The following is a 17223-nucleotide window of genomic DNA, read 5'->3' on the forward strand; positions in this document are numbered from 1 at the left end:
GATGGTTTAACGAGTGCTGGAAAACTCAGCCCTTGGCCCCAGCCTCCAGCATATTCTCCGGCCTCACCCAGGCATCGAACTCCTCATCGGTCAGATACCCCAGCTGTAACGCCGCCTCGCGCAAGGTCAGCCCTTCGGCATAAGCCTTCTTGGCAATTTCCGCCGATTTGTCGTAACCGATATGCGGATTGAGCGCCGTCACCAGCATTAATCCACGCTCCAGATGCTCAGCCATTTTCTCGGCATCCGGCTCCAGGCCCGCGATGCAGTGCTGCTGGAAGTTGCTGCAGCCGTCGCCCAGCAGGCGGATCGATTGCAGCAGGTTGTGGATGATCACCGGTTTGAACACATTCAATTGCAGGTGGCCCTGACTCGCCGCGAAACCGATGGCGACGTCGTTGCCCAGCACCTGGCACGCCAGCATCGAAAGCGCTTCACATTGGGTCGGATTGACCTTGCCGGGCATGATCGAACTGCCGGGTTCGTTGGCCGGCAGTTTGACCTCGGCGAAACCGGCGCGCGGGCCGGAACCCAGCAGACGCAGGTCGTTGGCGATTTTCATCAGGGTCACGGCGAGGGTTTTCAGCGCCCCGGACAGTGTGGTCAGCGGTTCATGGCCAGCCAACGCTGCAAATTTGTTCGGTGCGGTGACAAACGGCAGGCCCGACAATGCGGCAAGCTCCGAGGCAATGGCTTCGGCAAAACCGTGCGGCGAGTTCAACCCGGTGCCAACGGCGGTGCCGCCCTGGGCCAGCTCGCATACGGCCGGCAACGCAGCCCGGATCGCCCGTTCGGCGTAGTCCAGTTGTGCAATAAACCCCGAGACTTCCTGGCCGAAGGTGATCGGGGTCGCGTCCATCATATGGGTACGCCCGGTCTTGACCAGTTTCATGTGGCGCGCGGATAACTCTGCCAGCCCGCCGGACAGTTCGCTGATCGCCGGCAGCAACTGGTGCTGCACCGCCTGGACGGCGGCGATGTGCATGGCCGTCGGGAAGCAGTCGTTGGAGCTTTGCGAGCGATTGACGTGATCGTTGGGGTGTACCGGCGACTTGCCGCCACGGGGGTTGCCCGCCAGTTCATTGGCACGGCCGGCGATCACCTCGTTGACGTTCATGTTGCTCTGGGTGCCGCTGCCCGTCTGCCAGACCACCAGCGGGAACTGGTCGTCGTGTTTGCCGTCGAGCACTTCATCGGCGGCTTGCTCGATCAGCCGGGCGATATCGGCAGGCAAGTCGCCATTTCGGTCGTTGACCCGCGCCGCGGCTTTCTTGATCAGCGCCAGTGCATGCAGCACGGCCAACGGCATGCGTTCGTTGCCGATGGCGAAGTTAACCAGCGAGCGTTGCGTCTGAGCGCCCCAGTAGGCCTCATCCGGGACATCAACCTGGCCAAGGCTGTCGGTTTCGATACGGCTCATCGTGCACACTCCTGTAGGTCCAATTGCGCAGTTTAGGCCGTGCTCGCCGGCCGTGGTTCCATCGGTCTGGTTTTCGACCATTCAACCCCTCTAAATCAAGCGCGGCAAGGGTTGGGGTTGAGTGACACACTTTTTTAGGCGCAGAATGGACGCCCTTGGGGTTTTACCTCGCCTGCTAGAAAAGGAAACTCGATGACTCGTCTTCGTGCCATCTGTACCGCGGTTGCACTGGCTTGCGCCAGCGGCCCTGTCTTTGCCGATACCGCCAGCCACAATGCCAGTGCCGAGGCCTTCCTGACCCTGGCGCATGCTGACAAACTGGGTACTCCGGTGTACGCGCAAGTGCAGCAGATGTTCGCTCAACGCTTTGCCCAGACCAAAGCGCCCGAGTCGAAAAAAGCGTTGCTGGAGACCTACCAGGCCAAAGCCAACGCCGCGCTGGACCAGGCCATTGGCTGGAACAAGCTCAAGCCGGACATGGTCAAGCTCTACACCACCAACTTCAGCGAATCCGAGCTCAAGGACCTGGTAGCGTTCTACCAGTCGCCACTGGGCAAGAAGGTCCTGGAAAAAATGCCGCAGCTGACCCAGCAATCGGCCCAGATGACCCAGGCCAAGCTCGAGAGCGCGGTGCCTGTGGTCAACAAGCTGCTGGCTGACATGACCGCCGAGCTTGAGCCAAAAGCGGCCGCTCCCGCCAAGAAAAAGCCTTGATCGGAGCCCGGTATGACCATGCAACAACGCATTGAATCGACGCTGGGGCTGTTGCAGCCCGAGCACCTGCAGGTGCTGGATGAAAGCCACATGCACAGTCGTGGGACACAGACCCATTACAAGGCCGTGGTGGTCAGCCAGCAGTTCGAAGGGCTCAATCGCGTCAAGCGCCACCAGAAAGTCTACGGAACGCTCGGCGAGCTGATGGGCGAGTTCCATGCGTTGGCGCTGCACACCTACACCCCGCAGGAATGGGCAGAGATCGAAGCGGCTCCGGCCTCGCCGACCTGTGCTGGCGGTAGTGGGAGTTAGGAGTAGCTTCAAGCTTCAAGCTTCAAGCCGAAAGCCGAAAGCCGAACTCGGTCCGTCTTGAGCTTGCAGCTTGCCGCTCAAAGCTGCCTTTTTGCTACAATCCGCAACGCGCCCCAAGGGGCGCGTTTTTTTTGAGTCCGGTTCACCCCTTACGAGGGTAGCCACCTGGAGAATCACCCATGACACAACAGATTGTCGTGGCGGCACTGTATAAGTTCGTCACTCTGGAAAACTACGTCGACCTGCGCGAGCCGCTGCTGCAGGCCATGGTCGACAACGGCATCAAGGGCACGCTGCTGATTGCCGAAGAAGGCATCAACGGCACCGTTTCCGGCACCCGCGAAGGCATCGATGGCCTGCTGGCCTGGCTGCGCAACGATCCGCGCATGATCGATATCGATCACAAGGAATCGTATTGCGACGAGCAGCCGTTCTATCGCACCAAGGTCAAACTGAAAAAAGAAATCGTTACCCTGGGTGTCGAAGGCGTCGATCCGAACAAGAAGGTCGGCACCTATGTCGAGCCACGGGACTGGAATGCGCTGATCAGCGATCCGGAAGTGTTGCTGATCGACACCCGCAACGACTACGAAGTGTCGATTGGCACGTTTGAAGGCGCCATCGACCCGAAGACCACCAGTTTTCGCGAATTTCCCGACTACATCAAAGCCAACTTCGACCCGGCCGTGCACAAGAAGGTCGCAATGTTCTGCACCGGTGGCATTCGCTGCGAGAAGGCTTCGAGCTACATGCTCAGCGAGGGCTTTGACGAGGTCTATCACCTCAAGGGTGGCATCCTGAAGTACCTCGAAGAGGTGCCGCAGGAAGAAACAAAATGGCAGGGCGACTGCTTCGTGTTCGATAACCGCGTGACCGTGCGTCATGACCTCACCGAAGGTGACTACGATCAATGCCACGCCTGCCGTACTCCGGTTAGTGTCGAGGACCGCGCATCCGAGCACTATGTGGCCGGTATCAGCTGCCCGCATTGCTGGGATACCCTGAGCGAGAAAACCCGTCGCAGCGCGATCGACCGCCAGAAGCAGATCGAGTTGGCAAAGGCCCGCAACATGCCGCACCCGATCGGCTACAACTACAAGCAAACCCCTTCCGAGGCTTGATCCATGTCTGAATGCCGCCTGCTCTATGTGATGGACCCGATGTGTTCCTGGTGCTGGGGCTTCGCGCCGGTGGCCAAGGCGCTGGTCGAGCAGGCGCAGGCGGCGGGAGTGGATGTGCACCTGGTAGTGGGTGGCTTGCGCACCGGCAGCGGTTCGGCACTGGAACCGAGTACCCGGCGTTACATCCTTGAGCATTGGCAAGCGGTCACCGAGGCCACGGGCCAACCGTTCAAGACTCAAGGTGCTCTGCCCGAAGGCTTCGTCTACGACACCGAGCCCGCCTGCCGCGCGCTGGTCACTGCGCGCAGCCTGGCACCGGATTGCGCGTGGACGCTGCTGGGGCTGATCCAGCATGCGTTCTATGTCGAAGGTCGCGACGTCACTCACGCCAGCGTGTTGGTGGAGCTGGCGGAACAGGCGGGCGTGCCGCGTATCGAGTTTGCCGCAGCGTTCGATCGCGCCGACATGCACACGGCGACGGCAGCCGATTTCACCTGGGTCCAGGACCTCGGCATTGCCGGTTTCCCGACCCTGCTGGCCGAGCGTGATGGTCAGTTGGCTTTGCTGACCAACGGCTACCAGCCTCTTGATGTGCTGTCATCGCTGCTCGGCCGCTGGCTGGAGCGTGCTGCCTGTGCATGACCTGCACAACGATGCACCTGCCTCCAGACCTGTTGATCGACTGAGTTGGGCGGAAATCCGTCGCCTGGCCCTGCACCATAAAAAAGCCCTGTGGGTTGCCAATGGCGTCGCGCTGCTGGCAACGCTGTGCAGCGTGCCAATTCCCTTGCTCTTGCCGCTGCTGGTGGACGAAGTGTTGCTGGGACACGGCGATTCTGCGCTGAAAGTCATGAATCACGTATTGCCGCAACCGTGGCAGAAAGCAGCGGGCTACATTGGCCTGATGCTGGCGGTCACGCTGTTGCTGCGTTGCTCGGCCCTGCTGTTCAACGTGGTGCAGGCCAGGTTGTTTGCGGCGCTGGCCAAGGACATCGTGTATCGCATTCGTATCCGCTTGATCGAACGGCTCAAGCGTATCTCCCTGGGCGAATACGAAAGCCTGGGCAGCGGCACGGTCACCACCCATCTGGTAACCGACCTCGACACCCTGGACAAATTTGTCGGCGAGACACTCAGCCGTTTTCTCGTGGCGATGCTGACTCTGGTCGGCACTGCGAGCATCCTGATCTGGATGCACTGGAAGCTGGCACTCCTGATCATGCTGTTCAATCCGCTGGTGATCTACGCCACTGTATTGCTGGGCAAGCGGGTCAAGCACCTCAAGAAGCTCGAGAACGACAGTACCTCGCGCTTCACCCAGGCATTGACCGAAACCCTCGACGCTATCCAGGAAGTTCGTGCCGGCAACCGCCAGGGCTTTTTCTTGGTCGGCTTGGCCAGCGTGCCCGGGAGGTACGAGATTATGCCGTGAACTCACAGTGGAAAACCGATGCCTCCAACCGGGCCAGCGGGTTGCTGTTCCAGTTCGGCATCGACATTTTTCGCGCCGCTGCGATGCTCACCGTGTTGTTCTCGGACTTGTCCATCGGCCAGATGCTCGCGGTGTTCAGCTACCTGTGGTTCATGATCGGCCCGGTGGAGCAACTGCTCAATCTGCAATACGCCTACTACGCGGCCGGTGGCGCGTTGTCGCGCATCAACGAACTGCTGGCCAGGGCCGACGAGCCGGAATATCCAGGTGGTGTCGATCCATTCAACGGTCGCCAGACGGTCGGCATCGAAGTCCAGGGCTTGAGCTTCGGCTACGGCGACGAGCTGGTGCTGAACCAGATGAACCTGTCGATTGCGCCGGGTGAAAAGGTCGCGATCGTCGGTGCCAGTGGTGGTGGCAAAAGCACCCTGGTGCAGTTGCTGCTGGGCTTGTATACGCCACTGGCTGGAACGATCCGCTTCGGTGGTTCGACCCAGCAGGAGATCGGCCTGGAAACCGTGCGGGAAAATGTTGCCGTGGTCCTGCAACACCCGGCGTTGTTCAATGACACCGTCCGGGCCAACCTGACCATGGGCCGCGAACGCAGCGACGAGGCCTGCTGGCAAGCCCTGGAAATCGCCCAGTTGCATGCCACCATCCGTGAATTGCCCAAGGGCCTGGATAGCGTGGTCGGGCGTTCCGGCGTGCGCTTGTCTGGCGGTCAACGGCAACGACTGGCGATTGCGCGCATGGTGCTGGCCGAGCCGAAAGTGGTCATTCTTGACGAAGCCACCTCGGCACTGGATGCCGCCACCGAGTACAACCTGCACCAGGCGCTGGCGAGATTTCTCAGCCAGCGCACCACACTGATCATCGCCCACCGCTTGTCAGCGGTGAAACAGGCTGACCGTGTACTCGTGTTCGATGGCGGGCAGATTGCCGAGGATGGCGATCACCAGCAACTGATCGCCGAGGGTGGTTTGTACGCCAAGCTCTACGGGCACCTGCAGCAGTTGTAAGTCACTTCCACAACACCTGCAGGGCATCGGCTGCGCCGTCATGGCCGAACTCCTTGATCACCACCGCACAGCTGTTGCATGGCGGCAGGGTGGTCGCCACGTCGACGGATGCCAGCAGGCTGTCCTGCGGATACTTCTCCCTGAGGGTGCTGATCAGCTTGGCTTCGCTGTCCAGGGACGTCGGCCTGCGAGTCAATTGCGGTGTATAGGACTCGATATCCTTGATGGTGTGCGGAATAGCCAGCAGCTTGCCGTCGCTGGAAACGTTCAAGGAGGTGCGCGTGAAGGTCTGGTCGAAATCGACGTTGAAGTACGTGGTGCCATTGACCACCACACCATTGGAGGCAAACGGCGGCTTGAACAGCGGCAACTCCCCTGTCAGGCCCAGAGCCCCCGAAACGCTGACGTAAACCTCGCGTTTTCCCTGCGCCGTCACCACATCGGCGAACGCAATGTTCCTGGGGTTGTGGGATTGAAGCTCGACGGGCAGCAGTTTCTGGAACGTCTGCATGGCCTTGTTGATCTTCAAGTCGCTGTTCACCTCGACGGTGATGGTCTTCTCGGCGAACAAGGTGTCGAAAATCTGTGCGGTCCTCTGGCGAAACGTGTCCGATGCGTTTCGGCTGCGCGACCAGGACGCCGCGCCGTTCGCCAGTTGGGTCACGATCATGCGGGTGGAATGGTCGAACAGTACTGCCTCGCCAGGGCTGGTATCGACCTTGAGCCGTTTGAGTCCCTCGGGAGGGTTCGCATGGCCGCCAATTGGAATGGCAATCTCATCCATGGTTTTCATCGCCCGTTCCACGGCGTCTGCGCCATAAATCCGAGCCATGTTGTTAGCGTTCAGGGACCCTACGTAAACCGTCTTCAGTTCCTCGGCCAGGTCGGCGGCCAGGCTGTCTGCAGGCAGCAACGTCAGCGGGGTGGACAGGTCTTGCCCCGCCTGGCGCTCTGCAACGTAGAAATCGCCGGGGCCCAGGCGGGTAAAAACATAGTGTTTGGAATCATCGATGGCGGGGACGATGACAGCGCCCGTCTCCAGGGTATCGAAGCGGTTTCGGTAGGGCAGGTTTGCCTTGATGCGGGCGTAGAGTCCTTTTTGGAAGAGCAGGCTGGCGTCGATTTTCCTGTAGGTGCGCAGGGCATTGAGCCTCAGAGGCTGGTTGGAAAAAGCCGGTGTGTAGACCATGTCGCCAAACCACTCGGCGAAACCCTTGTCCGGATCATGGCTGCCCATGCTCGGCGTTGGCGCCGCAAGGCCTGTGACATAGCGGGTTTTGCACACGGCATCGAGGCCATCCATACGCGGCAGTCGACAGGGGATGGATTTTAAGGTGGACGACTCGTTTATCAGGTCGGCACGGCGAAGTTGATCGCCATCCAGTCGATAGGGGATGTCATCGATCAGCAGCGTGATTCGGCCATCGGTCTCCAATAGTTCATGGACATTGGCGTGCGCCGGCACCAGCGCCAGGGCGTGGGACTCGGTCGCGGGCAGCATCGTGAAGGTCGACCGGCCAGGTATGAACTGTCGGCGATTGTTGGGCTGGTGCGGGCCGTAGGGAAGGGACGTCAGGGGGTCGACAAGGTGCACGCGTCTGCTGCTTGAGGTTCCGGTATTGCGAATGACCACGTCATTGATGCCGCTGAGTGTTGCCAGTTCGTCGCCCGGGGTCAGCGGTTTCCAGCGTCCGGGGTCGACGACCTGAGGCAGGTGGGTGGTCTGACGCAAACTGCCGGTTTTTCCGATCAGCCTCCTGACGCCCTCTGTTCCCAGGCTCGCAGCGGTGTGAAGCGTTTTACCCGCGCCGCTCAACGTCGATTTCAAGAGTGAAGGCAGGCCGTCCAACGGGTTGAGGTTTTGCAGCGAAGCGGTGAGCAACTGGCGAGCCAACCCTGAATAGGTGGGCAGGCTTGCCTTGGCGACCAGGCGCGATGCACTGCTGGCAACTCTGGCCAGACGGACCGACCCGGAAATGAATTTGCCGATGGGAAACAGAAATGACGCCAGGTCCAGGAACAACCCACCCGCGCCGAGGATTTTGCGCTCGGTATCGTCGGATGAAAGGTCTTCGATACTGCCCCAGAAGGGCACGAACCCTTTGACGATTTCCAGAAGTACTGCTCGGCGTTGCGCGCTTTCGACCCTGAGCGTGTCGAATTCGGTCATTCCTCGAGCCTGGAGGCGCAAATGCTGTTCGTCGACGAACAGGTGAGTCGAGGCAATATATTGGGCAATGTCGTTGAGCCTTGACCTTGGCTCAGCCGCTTCGGTCGCTTTCTTCGCGGCCGGCATTTTTCCCACCTCATCCAGAAAACCGATGTACCCACGGTGGGTCGGCACGGTTCCACGAACATGTGCGGGCCAGTCCAGGAGCAGCGAGGTATTGAGGTCGCGCTCTGGCGCATAGGTCTGATTGGGAATAACGGCGTGCAGCGGGAACTCGGTATAGACGCCGTTAATGGTTGAAAACCGCAAGCCGGTGCGCAGGCGAATGAAGCCTGCACTTGGAATCAGTTCGTAATAGGTGATCTGTTCGGCATGGGTGACCTTCAATACGAAGCCCTTGCGCGCGTGGATATCAGTGGGTGTTCCATTCTTCCTGACTTTGCTCCGTAGCCCCAGTACCCGGACATCACCGTCTTCCAGCGCTCGACGCTCAGTGAGTGGCAGGGAGGCCAAGAGGCTGGCGATCAGGGTTTGATAGGCCGAACGGATGGTCGAGAGGTAGTGATCGAAATCGGTCTGAAACAACGCATTGACGTCCGGCAGGGTTCTCATTGAGGGAATGGGCACTTCGCCTTGAAACACCTGGCGGTATTCTCCCTGGGGATCCTTGCGTTCCGAGTGGCACACTCGCTGCTCATCAATCCTGAAGGTCTGGCGGGTGGGCGTCTTGCCATCGGCCTGGGTCACGCCCCATCGCTTACCGTTATCGAACTGGCCGTCCGCATAAAGATCGAGGAACGCGCGCCCGGCAAGTTTGAGCGTCGGAACGTCTCTGGCACCCTGGCGGCTGGATGAGTCGAGCGGGAAGAACCTGTACCCGTCGGCTTCGAGCGCGTAGGCGCCGAACTGCTCGTCCTTTATCCGCTTGGCCATTTTCAATCGATCGGGTGGCGCGATATCCAGTGTCTGCACGGTGCTGTACAGGCTTGTGCCGTGGCTTTCCAGGGCCGTCAGGGCGCGCTCGATATCGTGCGCGTCATACGCTGCATCAGTTTTCGACGCAACGACCCCCACACAGATTGCCCATTGCAGGGCAGGGCTCATTCTCAAGCGGGCGATGACTTGCAGTGCTTCAGGGGAGGCCGTGGCGCTGCGTTGCAGCGGCAGATCGATCAGCTGTTGGAAGGACAGCGGCGTTGGGCGGTTGAGGCCCAGTTCATCGGCCAGTGACACACCGTGCATGAAGTTCACCCAGACCAGCGAACTCTTGTAGCGCAGATCGGCGGGGATATCGCGTACCGCGAAGTCTTTCGAGAGCCAGGGCTGGAGCACGTGAGCCAGCATGATCGAGCCTTTGTTCGAGTGAGCCCACCGCTTCAGCAAGAGGTGCTGTTCGAATGCCGTGCGCAACGCCGGGTAGCTTTTGCCCCAATGCGCCGGGTCGTGCCAGTTGAAGCCGGCAAATTCGTGTGTTTTGTCGACCGCCGTTGAGTGCAGGTAAACGTATATGGCTTTGCACACCAGTTGATAACGCACGGCTGCCGGGGTTTGTTCGCCAGGGCGCGCTCCATACCACTTTAGCGTTCTCAGCAGACGGTCTGCCAGGTCCTGGGCGTGCGGCGATTCGAGTATCTGGCGCAGGTAAATGGACGGTGTGGCGCGCAGCTCCTCGGTCGAGGCGGATTGCAGCACGTCGTCGAACAGGTACTTGATCAAAGAGGGCTTGCCAGCCAGCAGGCTCTTCACCGTCTCGACGATCCGGGCATTGAGGGTCTGCCTCATGTAGTCGTCGATCGACAGGGTGTCCTGGCCGGGTGACGCGCGCATCAGGGCCTTGTATCGTCTTCGGTCCCGCGCAGTCGGGATGCGGTTGAACCTGTCAATATCGGGGCCGTTCTCCAGGCCAAGCGCTTGCCTGGCACGGTTTTCTTCGGTGGTCTGTAACTCAGATGCAGCAAAAGTGGTCGCTTGCATGTCGCATTCCTTGTCAACGTTATCCCCCTTGTGAGCAGGGAAAACCGGGAGTGCAGTACATCGCTGCCGGCACCTGTGTGGGTGGTACATATATACGGCCGATCAGCCGCTTGCCGTAATCGAGAACGCGCCCTAGTCTTGCGGTAGCGATTTCGTCCGGAAGACGAGCAAGCGGTGCTAAAAACAAGGGACCTCATGAATCAAACGCGGACTCTCGGAACGCCACGGTTGTTGGGCATCGTTTGGCCCTTTATTGCCGTGGTGTTGTTCCAGGCGCTGCTGGGCGGCGTCAGTCTTTATGTGTTGTCGGCTGTGCGCGGCTATGTCGCCGGCGAAAGCCTTTGGTCGAAGGGCCAGAAGGACGCCATCTACTACCTGAACCTCTACGCCGACAGCCGGGACGAGACGACTTTCAGAAAGTATCAGGACGCGATCCTGGTGCCTCAGGGCGGGCATGAGCTGCGCGTAGCCCTGGATAGTCAGCCACCGGACATTGCGGCGGCACGGGTGGCGATCCTCAAGGGAGGTAACCACCCCGACGATGTTTCCAGCCTGATCTGGCTGTACCTCAATTTCCGCCACTTCAGCTACCTGGAAAAAGCCATCGACCTGTGGACGGTGGGGGATGCGTACCTGGCCAAGCTCGATGATGTCGCCCGGGAGATGCACCAGCACATCACCACGGGGCGCGCGTCGGAGGCTGATATCCAGCGCTGGAAGGCGCAGATCTTTGCGATCAATGACGAAGTGACACCTCCGGCGAAAGCCTTCAGCGATGCGCTGGGAGAAGGCTCGCGGGTCATACTTCGGCTGTTGCTGGTGACCAACCTGGCCACCGCCCTGGGCCTGATCGCCCTGGCCCTGATGCGCACCCATAAACTGCTCAAGCAACGCCACGAGTTTGCCGATGCCTTGCAACTGGAGAAAGACCGGGCGCAGATTACGCTGCAATCGATTGGCGACGGCGTGATCACAACCGACGTGGCGGGCGCCATCACCTACATGAACCCCGCGGCCGAAGCGTTGACCCACTGGAAGGCCGAGCAAGCGACCGGTCTGCCGCTCGCCGCCCTGTTCAATGTGCTGGACGAGAACGCCCAGGCCGAAGGCTTCACGCTGATCGAGCGCATCCAGAGCGGCCAGCTCACCGGCGGCAGTGAGCATTCCAAGCTGATCCAGCGCCTGGACGGCAGCACGGTATCGGTCACGCTGGTGGGCGCGCCGATCCGCAATGCCGGCAAGGTCAGCGGCACCGTACTGGTCTTGCACGACATGACCCAGGAGCGGCAATACATCGCCAATCTGTCCTGGCAGGCGACCCATGACGCCTTGACCGGCCTGGCCAACCGGCGCGAATTCGAGTATCGCCTGGAGCAGGTGCTGCACAGCCTGAACCGGCAGCCGGCACGCCATGCCCTGATGTTCCTCGACCTCGACCAGTTCAAGCTGGTCAACGATACCTGTGGTCATGCCGCGGGGGACGAGTTGCTGCGGCATATCTGCGCGCTGTTGCAGTCGGGTCTGCGCGAGGGCGATACGCTGGCCAGGCTCGGCGGTGACGAGTTCGGCATCCTGTTGGAGAACTGCGCACCGGAAGCGGCGGAGAAAATCGCCGAAGGCTTGCGCCAGACCGTTCAGAACCTGCATTTCGTCTGGAAGGGCCGACCATTCGTGACCACGGTCAGCGTCGGCCTGGTGCACGTCAACCATCACCCGACCACGCTGGAAACCTCCTTGCGCGCAGCCGATATGGCTTGCTACATGGCCAAGGAAAAAGGCCGCAACCGGGTTCAGGTGTATCACGCCGATGACTCGGAGCTGTCCATGCGGTTTGGCGAGATGGCCTGGGTACAGCGCTTGCACATGGCGCTGGAGGAAGACCGATTCTGCCTGTATGCCCAGGAGATCGCGGCGCTGGGCCAGACCGAGCAGGGCAGTGGGCACATTGAAATCCTGTTGCGCCTTCACGACGAAGCCGGGCGCATGATCCTGCCCGACAGCTTCATTCCCGCCGCCGAACGTTATGGCCTGATGACGTCGCTCGATCGCTGGGTTGTGCAGAACGTGTTCAAGATCATTGCCCAGTGCATGGCCGAGCCACACAAGGGGCCGTTGGCCACGTGTGCGATCAATCTGTCAGGCAGTACCATCGGGGACGAGGCGTTTCTGGACTTCCTGCGCGAGCAGTTCGTGGCGTACTCCATTCCGCCTGAAATGATTTGTTTTGAAATCACTGAAACCAGCGCAATCTCCAATCTTGGTAGTGCAATCAGATTTATCAATGAGCTCAAAGGCTTAGGCTGCCATTTTTCCCTTGATGACTTTTGTGCCGGAATGTCCTCATTCGCGTACCTGAAACATTTGCCTGTAGACTTCCTGAAGATCGACGGGAGTTTCGTAAAGGATATGCTGGACGACCCGATTAACCGCGCCATGGTCGAAGTGATCAATCACATCGGTCATGTCATGGGTAAGCGTACGATTGCCGAGTTTGTTGAAACGCCCCAGATCGAACAGGCATTGCTTGAAATTGGGGTCGATTACGCTCAAGGGTATGTGATTGAGCGCCCGCATCTGTTTACCTGCGATAGTCTGCAAAGTCGTCCTGCCAGGCCCCAACCCTTGCTGTTCAAGGCGCCCGGCACGTTCCGTTGAAATTCTTGCTGATCGTCAACAATCACAATCAAAAGGAACCCGACAGTGATCGACTCATTCAACCGAACCGGACCCCTCATGGAAGCTGCAAGTTACCCCGCCTGGGCTCAGAAACTGATCCAGGATTGCAGCGAGAGTAAGCGCCGGGTTGTCGAACACGAATTGTACAAGCGCATGCGCGATAACAAGCTCAGCGCCAGGACCATGCGTCACTACCTGATTGGTGGCTGGCCGGTCGTCGAACAGTTCGCGCTCTACATGGCACAGAACCTGACCAAGACGCGCTTTGCCCGCCATCCCGGCGAGGACATGGCGCGCCGCTGGTTGATGCGCAACATTCGTGTGGAACTCAACCACGCCGACTACTGGGTGCACTGGAGCCGTGCGCACGGTGTCAGCCTGGAAGATCTGCAAGAGCAGCAGGTGGCCCCCGAGCTTCACGCCCTGAGCCATTGGTGCTGGCACACCAGCTCTTCGGACTCGCTGATCGTTGCCATTGCCGCCACCAACTACGCCATCGAAGGCGCGACCGGCGAATGGTCGGCTTTGGTGTGTTCCACCGGTGTCTACGCGGCAGCGTTTCCCGAGGAAGATCGCAAGCGGGCCATGAAGTGGCTGAAGATGCATGCCCAGTACGACGATGCCCACCCGTGGGAGGCACTGGAAATCATCTGCACGCTGGCCGGGATGAACCCGAGCAAATCCCTGCAATCGGAGTTGCGTCAGGCGGTGTGCAAGAGCTACGACTACATGTTCCTGTTCCTGGAACGGTGCATGCAGCTGGAGCACGCGGAAAAAACCACGGTAGCCCGTGAACGCATGGCGCTGGCCGAAAGCTGATACAGGTGTCACTCACGTGTAACTGTAGGAGCGAGCAAGCTCGCGATGGTCGTCAACGATAACGTTGGCTATCTGATACCCAGCGGTGCCTGATCTACCATCGCGAGCATGCTCGCTCCTACAGGTCGAGACACAAAAAAGCCCGCCCCTCTATGGATAGAGGGGCGGGCTTTTTCATGGTCGACTGGTTTCAGGTACTGATCTTCAACCCGATCAACCCGGCGATGATCAGCGCCACGCTGGCGAGCCGGAACAGTGCCATCGACTCGCCGAACAGAATGATCCCCGCGATGACCGTACCGACCGCACCCACGCCGGTCCAGATTGCATAGGCGGTGCCCAGCGGCAATTCCTTCATGGCCAGGCCCAGCAGGCCAAGGCTGATCGCCATGGCGGCGACGGTCAGGGCCGTGGGAAGAGGGCGGCTGAAGCCGTCGGTGTATTTCAGTCCGACAGCCCAACCCACTTCAAACAGGCCGGCGAAAAACAGAATGATCCAGGACATGACAGACCTCCATCGAAGACGGGGTCGTCCCCAGGGTAATGACTCGATCGAGTCGCGAGGTCGTCCTCGCGTTGCGCAATATAGTGCCCATTATGAGGGCGTGGATCAAGTTGGTGCATCAGTGCACAACGCGATTCGCCGCCTCGTGCCGATCCTGTTTCTCGCTCATCCGGCGGAAATATGTCGAGAGCAGCGCCCCGGAAATATTGTGCCAGACACTGAACAGTGCACTCGGCACCGCAGCCAGTGGCGAGAAGTGCGCACTCGCCAGCGCCGCGCCCAGGCCGGAGTTCTGCATGCCGACTTCCAGGGCCAGGGACTTGCGTTGGGCCAGCGGCAATTTGAACAGGCGTCCGGTGAAGTAACCCAGCAGGTAACCGAAGCTGTTGTGCAGCATCACCACGGCCATGATCAGCAGGCCGGACTCGGCGATCTTCGTCTGGCTGGCTGCAACGACGGCCGCGACGATGATCACGATGCTCACCACCGACACCAGCGGTAGCACATCCACCGCATGACGCACCCGGTCACCGAGCACACGCTGGGCTACGACGCCGAGCACGATCGGCAGGAGCACCACTTGCAGGATCGACCAGAACAGCTCCATGAACGAGACCGGCAACCAGGCAGAGGCCAGCAACCAGATGAGTGCGGGGGTCAACAGCGGAGCGAGCAGGGTGGTGACGGCGGCGATGGCCACCGACAGTGCCAGATCCCCACGGGCCAGCCAGGTCATAACGTTGGACGAAGTGCCGCTAGGGCAGCAGCCAACCAGAATCACACCGACGGCGATCTCGGGTGGCAGATGAAACGCCTGGCAGAGCAACCACGCCACACCGGGCATGATCACGAAATGAGCGACCACGCCCAGGGCCACACGCCACGGATGGCGGGCGACTTCGGCGAAGTCTTCGAGCTTGAGGGTCAGGCCCATGCCGAACATCACCAATCCCAACAGGGGAACTATGGCGCCTTTCAGGCCGATGAACCACGCCGGTAGCAGGAACGCCACCACGGCGAAAATCAGAACCCAGTAAGCGAAGGTGTTGCCGACAAAGCGACTCAATGCAGCCAGTGCACGCATGGCCTGATCCTTTTTATTAATGACTTAGTTCCAATGTGGGAGCGGCGGTGCGACGATTCGACTTGCTCGCGAATCGTCGCACCGCCGCTCCCACAAGGGGGGAATCACAAGGGGTTAGATCCCCTGCGGCATCTCTTCACCGCCCAACGCCTCGACCAGCGCCGGCAGGAAGTCGCCGAAAGTCAGCATCATGAGGGTGAAGCTGGCGTCCAGTTGGCCGAGGGCTTCATCGCCACCGTCCTGTTCCGCCTGGTCTTGCAGCAGGTCTTCGAACTTGAGGCGCTTGACCACCATCTTGTCGTCGAGGACGAAAGACAACTTGTCCTGCCAGGCCAGCGAGAGCTGGGTGACCACTTTGCCCGTGCTCAGGTGCAGCTGGATTTCCTCGCTGGTCAGGTCCTGGCGTTTGCAGCGCACGATGCCGCCGTCTTCGTGGGTGTCGCGCAGTTCACACTCGTCGAGCACGAAGAAGTCTGCGGCAGCTTCCTGGCTGGTGACCCATTCGGTCATGACCGCCGTCGGGGCCATTTTCACGGTCAGCGGACGGACCGGCAGGGTGCCGATCACTTCGCGCAAGGTCGACAGCAAGTCTTCGGCGCGTTTAGGGCTGGCCGAGTTGACCAGGATCAGACCCTGTTTCGGCGCGATGGCGGCGAAGGTCGAAGAACGACGGATAAAGGCGCGAGGCAGGAACGCCTGGATGATTTCATCCTTGATCTGGTCGCGTTCCTTTTTGTAGACCTTGCGCATTTGGGCGGCTTCGATCTCTTCGACTTTTTCCTTCACCGCGTCACGCACGACGCTGCCTGGGAGAATACGTTCTTCCTTGCGCGCCGAAATCAGCAGGAAATCACCGCTGACATGCACCAGCGGAGCATCTTCACCTTTGCCGAAAGGGGCGGTGAAACCGTAGGTGGTCAACTCCTGGCTTGCACAGGGCCGCGCCAGTTTGGTGGCCAGTGCAGTTTCCAACGCCTCGGCATCAACAGGCAGATCTTGGGTCAGGCGATAGATAAGCAGGTTTTTGAACCACATGGGGCGAATCTCTCCTTTATACAAAGTGGGGCATTATTCTCTTCGTGGCGCCATAGGCCAACCCTTCTCTAAGCCTTTGGAAGGCCTGAAAAAATTATTTAAGAAAGTGCTTGCCAGAGGTAGGGCTGCTCCGTAGAATGCGCGCCACACCGAAAGTGAAGGGTGATTAGCTCAGCTGGGAGAGCGTCTGCCTTACAAGCAGAATGTCGGCGGTTCGATCCCGTCATCACCCACCATTCGCTTCCAGTGTTACGCGCAGCGGTAGTTCAGTCGGTTAGAATACCGGCCTGTCACGCCGGGGGTCGCGGGTTCGAGTCCCGTCCGCTGCGCCATATTCGGTTACCTGGAACACTGAACGCCAGGTCACCACGGAAAGCCCGCTCACGCGGGCTTTTTTCTGTCTGATGTTTGTGCAGGTTGCAACGTTTCACCGGTTTTCCGATTGATTGAAATATTTTTCAATTAAATCAACACTTTATGAAAATCTGTGGCACAATGCGCCCCGCAACGAAGGTAAAGGGTGATTAGCTCAGCCGGGAGAGCGTCTGCCTTACAAGCAGAATGTCGGCGGTTCGATCCCGTCATCACCCACCACTTGCTTTCAACGCTACGCGCAGCGGTAGTTCAGTCGGTTAGAATACCGGCCTGTCACGCCGGGGGTCGCGGGTTCGAGTCCCGTCCGCTGCGCCATATTTCGCATCCAGGCCCACTGAACACCTGGATGTCACGCAAAAAGCGGCCCTTGGGCCGCTTTTTGCGTTTTTGCCTTTCCCAACGGTTACCTCGCTACCGTTTTGCACCTTTATGGGCCCATCGTTGATCCATGAAGTAGCAATCATCCCTTGGCCGATCGATCGTCTTCGGCGTCACTTATCCATTCAAATCTGTTGAATCAATAGCTTGGATCAGTCACGCAGCCTGTGGCACGCATTGTGCTTTTTG

The 17223-nt window shown here is 59.7% G+C and carries 11 protein-coding genes, 4 tRNA genes and 1 pseudogene; 11 read left to right on the plus strand and 5 right to left on the minus strand.

Going from position 1 to position 17223, the window contains the following annotated elements:
• Positions 1 to 25: 25 nt before the first annotated feature.
• Entirely contained in the window at positions 26 to 1420 is a 1395-nt protein-coding gene (locus AB4O36_RS04650; RefSeq protein WP_460141146.1) for a class II fumarate hydratase, read from the minus strand.
• Positions 1421 to 1612: 192 nt separating this feature from the next.
• On the opposite strand from AB4O36_RS04650, the gene AB4O36_RS04655 reads away from it, so the two are divergent.
• The 5 genes and pseudogenes from AB4O36_RS04655 (at position 1613) to AB4O36_RS04675 (ending at position 6018) form a co-directional block, all read left to right on the plus strand.
• The gene (locus AB4O36_RS04655) at positions 1613 to 2134 is read left to right on the plus strand and encodes a DUF2059 domain-containing protein (protein WP_460122026.1); all 522 of its coding nucleotides are present in this window, start codon (positions 1613 to 1615) and stop codon (positions 2132 to 2134) included.
• 12 nt (positions 2135 to 2146) lie between these two features.
• Positions 2147 to 2446, plus strand: coding sequence for a BolA family protein (locus AB4O36_RS04660; protein WP_460122028.1), 300 nt, complete (start codon positions 2147 to 2149; stop codon positions 2444 to 2446).
• A gap of 179 nt (positions 2447 to 2625) precedes the next feature.
• Positions 2626 to 3567 (plus strand): oxygen-dependent tRNA uridine(34) hydroxylase TrhO, encoded by a 942-nt coding sequence (gene trhO, locus AB4O36_RS04665; protein WP_460122029.1) that lies wholly within the window; start codon positions 2626 to 2628, stop codon positions 3565 to 3567.
• Positions 3568 to 3570: 3 nt separating this feature from the next.
• Complete coding sequence (locus tag AB4O36_RS04670) at positions 3571 to 4209, plus strand: DsbA family protein (protein WP_460122031.1); 639 nt, start codon at positions 3571 to 3573, stop codon at positions 4207 to 4209.
• Positions 4202 to 6018, plus strand: a pseudogene (locus AB4O36_RS04675) (ABC transporter ATP-binding protein). The gene AB4O36_RS04670 and the pseudogene AB4O36_RS04675 overlap by 8 nt, the downstream one beginning before the upstream one ends.
• A 1-nt stretch (position 6019) precedes the next feature.
• On the opposite strand, the gene AB4O36_RS04680 reads toward AB4O36_RS04675, so the two are convergent.
• Positions 6020 to 10162, minus strand: coding sequence for a hypothetical protein (locus tag AB4O36_RS04680; RefSeq protein WP_460141147.1), 4143 nt, complete (start codon positions 10160 to 10162; stop codon positions 6020 to 6022).
• A 195-nt stretch (positions 10163 to 10357) separates the two neighbouring features.
• Between AB4O36_RS04680 and AB4O36_RS04685 the strand changes: the two genes are divergently transcribed.
• Both AB4O36_RS04685 and AB4O36_RS04690 read left to right on the plus strand, forming a co-directional pair.
• The gene (locus tag AB4O36_RS04685) at positions 10358 to 12817 is read left to right on the plus strand and encodes an EAL domain-containing protein (RefSeq protein ID WP_460141148.1); all 2460 of its coding nucleotides are present in this window, start codon (positions 10358 to 10360) and stop codon (positions 12815 to 12817) included.
• 78 nt (positions 12818 to 12895) lie between these two features.
• Positions 12896 to 13657, plus strand: coding sequence for a TenA family transcriptional regulator (locus tag AB4O36_RS04690; protein WP_460122039.1), 762 nt, complete (start codon positions 12896 to 12898; stop codon positions 13655 to 13657).
• Positions 13658 to 13847: 190 nt separating this feature from the next.
• Here the strand turns inward: AB4O36_RS04690 and sugE are convergent, their stop codons facing one another.
• The 3 genes from sugE to rdgC all read right to left on the minus strand — a co-directional run bounded on the left by sugE (position 13848) and on the right by rdgC (position 16281).
• On the minus strand, positions 13848 to 14162 hold the full coding sequence (sugE, locus tag AB4O36_RS04695) for a quaternary ammonium compound efflux SMR transporter SugE (protein WP_460122041.1): 315 nt from the start codon (positions 14160 to 14162) through the stop codon (positions 13848 to 13850).
• Positions 14163 to 14280: 118 nt separating this feature from the next.
• Entirely contained in the window at positions 14281 to 15246 is a 966-nt protein-coding gene (locus AB4O36_RS04700; RefSeq protein WP_460141149.1) for a bile acid:sodium symporter family protein, read from the minus strand.
• A gap of 114 nt (positions 15247 to 15360) precedes the next feature.
• A complete protein-coding gene (gene rdgC / locus AB4O36_RS04705) occupies positions 15361 to 16281 on the minus strand; it encodes a recombination-associated protein RdgC (RefSeq protein WP_460122045.1) in 921 nt (306 codons plus the stop codon).
• 160 nt (positions 16282 to 16441) lie between these two features.
• On the opposite strand from rdgC, the gene AB4O36_RS04710 reads away from it, so the two are divergent.
• The 4 genes from AB4O36_RS04710 to AB4O36_RS04725 all read left to right on the plus strand — a co-directional run bounded on the left by AB4O36_RS04710 (position 16442) and on the right by AB4O36_RS04725 (position 16971).
• A tRNA-Val gene (locus AB4O36_RS04710) sits at positions 16442 to 16517 on the plus strand.
• Between the two features lie 19 nt (positions 16518 to 16536).
• A tRNA-Asp gene (locus tag AB4O36_RS04715) sits at positions 16537 to 16613 on the plus strand.
• A 186-nt stretch (positions 16614 to 16799) separates the two neighbouring features.
• Positions 16800 to 16875: transfer RNA gene (locus AB4O36_RS04720), tRNA-Val, on the plus strand.
• A 19-nt stretch (positions 16876 to 16894) separates the two neighbouring features.
• Positions 16895 to 16971: transfer RNA gene (locus AB4O36_RS04725), tRNA-Asp, on the plus strand.
• The last annotated feature ends 252 nt before the right edge of the window (positions 16972 to 17223 follow it).

This window comes from Pseudomonas sp. S2_E01, from assembly GCF_054668365.1.

Coding starts and splice junctions, on each gene's coding strand:
- AB4O36_RS04700 (WP_460141149.1), bottom strand. CDS start 15,246: ATGCGTGCACTGGCTGCATTGAGTCGCTTTGTCGGCAACACCTTCGCT.
- AB4O36_RS04670 (WP_460122031.1), top strand. CDS start 3,571: ATGTCTGAATGCCGCCTGCTCTATGTGATGGACCCGATGTGTTCCTGG.
- AB4O36_RS04655 (WP_460122026.1), top strand. CDS start 1,613: ATGACTCGTCTTCGTGCCATCTGTACCGCGGTTGCACTGGCTTGCGCC.
- AB4O36_RS04660 (WP_460122028.1), top strand. CDS start 2,147: ATGACCATGCAACAACGCATTGAATCGACGCTGGGGCTGTTGCAGCCC.
- AB4O36_RS04650 (WP_460141146.1), bottom strand. CDS start 1,420: ATGAGCCGTATCGAAACCGACAGCCTTGGCCAGGTTGATGTCCCGGAT.
- rdgC (WP_460122045.1), bottom strand. CDS start 16,281: ATGTGGTTCAAAAACCTGCTTATCTATCGCCTGACCCAAGATCTGCCT.
- trhO (WP_460122029.1), top strand. CDS start 2,626: ATGACACAACAGATTGTCGTGGCGGCACTGTATAAGTTCGTCACTCTG.
- AB4O36_RS04690 (WP_460122039.1), top strand. CDS start 12,896: ATGGAAGCTGCAAGTTACCCCGCCTGGGCTCAGAAACTGATCCAGGAT.
- AB4O36_RS04680 (WP_460141147.1), bottom strand. CDS start 10,162: ATGCAAGCGACCACTTTTGCTGCATCTGAGTTACAGACCACCGAAGAA.
- sugE (WP_460122041.1), bottom strand. CDS start 14,162: ATGTCCTGGATCATTCTGTTTTTCGCCGGCCTGTTTGAAGTGGGTTGG.
- AB4O36_RS04685 (WP_460141148.1), top strand. CDS start 10,358: ATGAATCAAACGCGGACTCTCGGAACGCCACGGTTGTTGGGCATCGTT.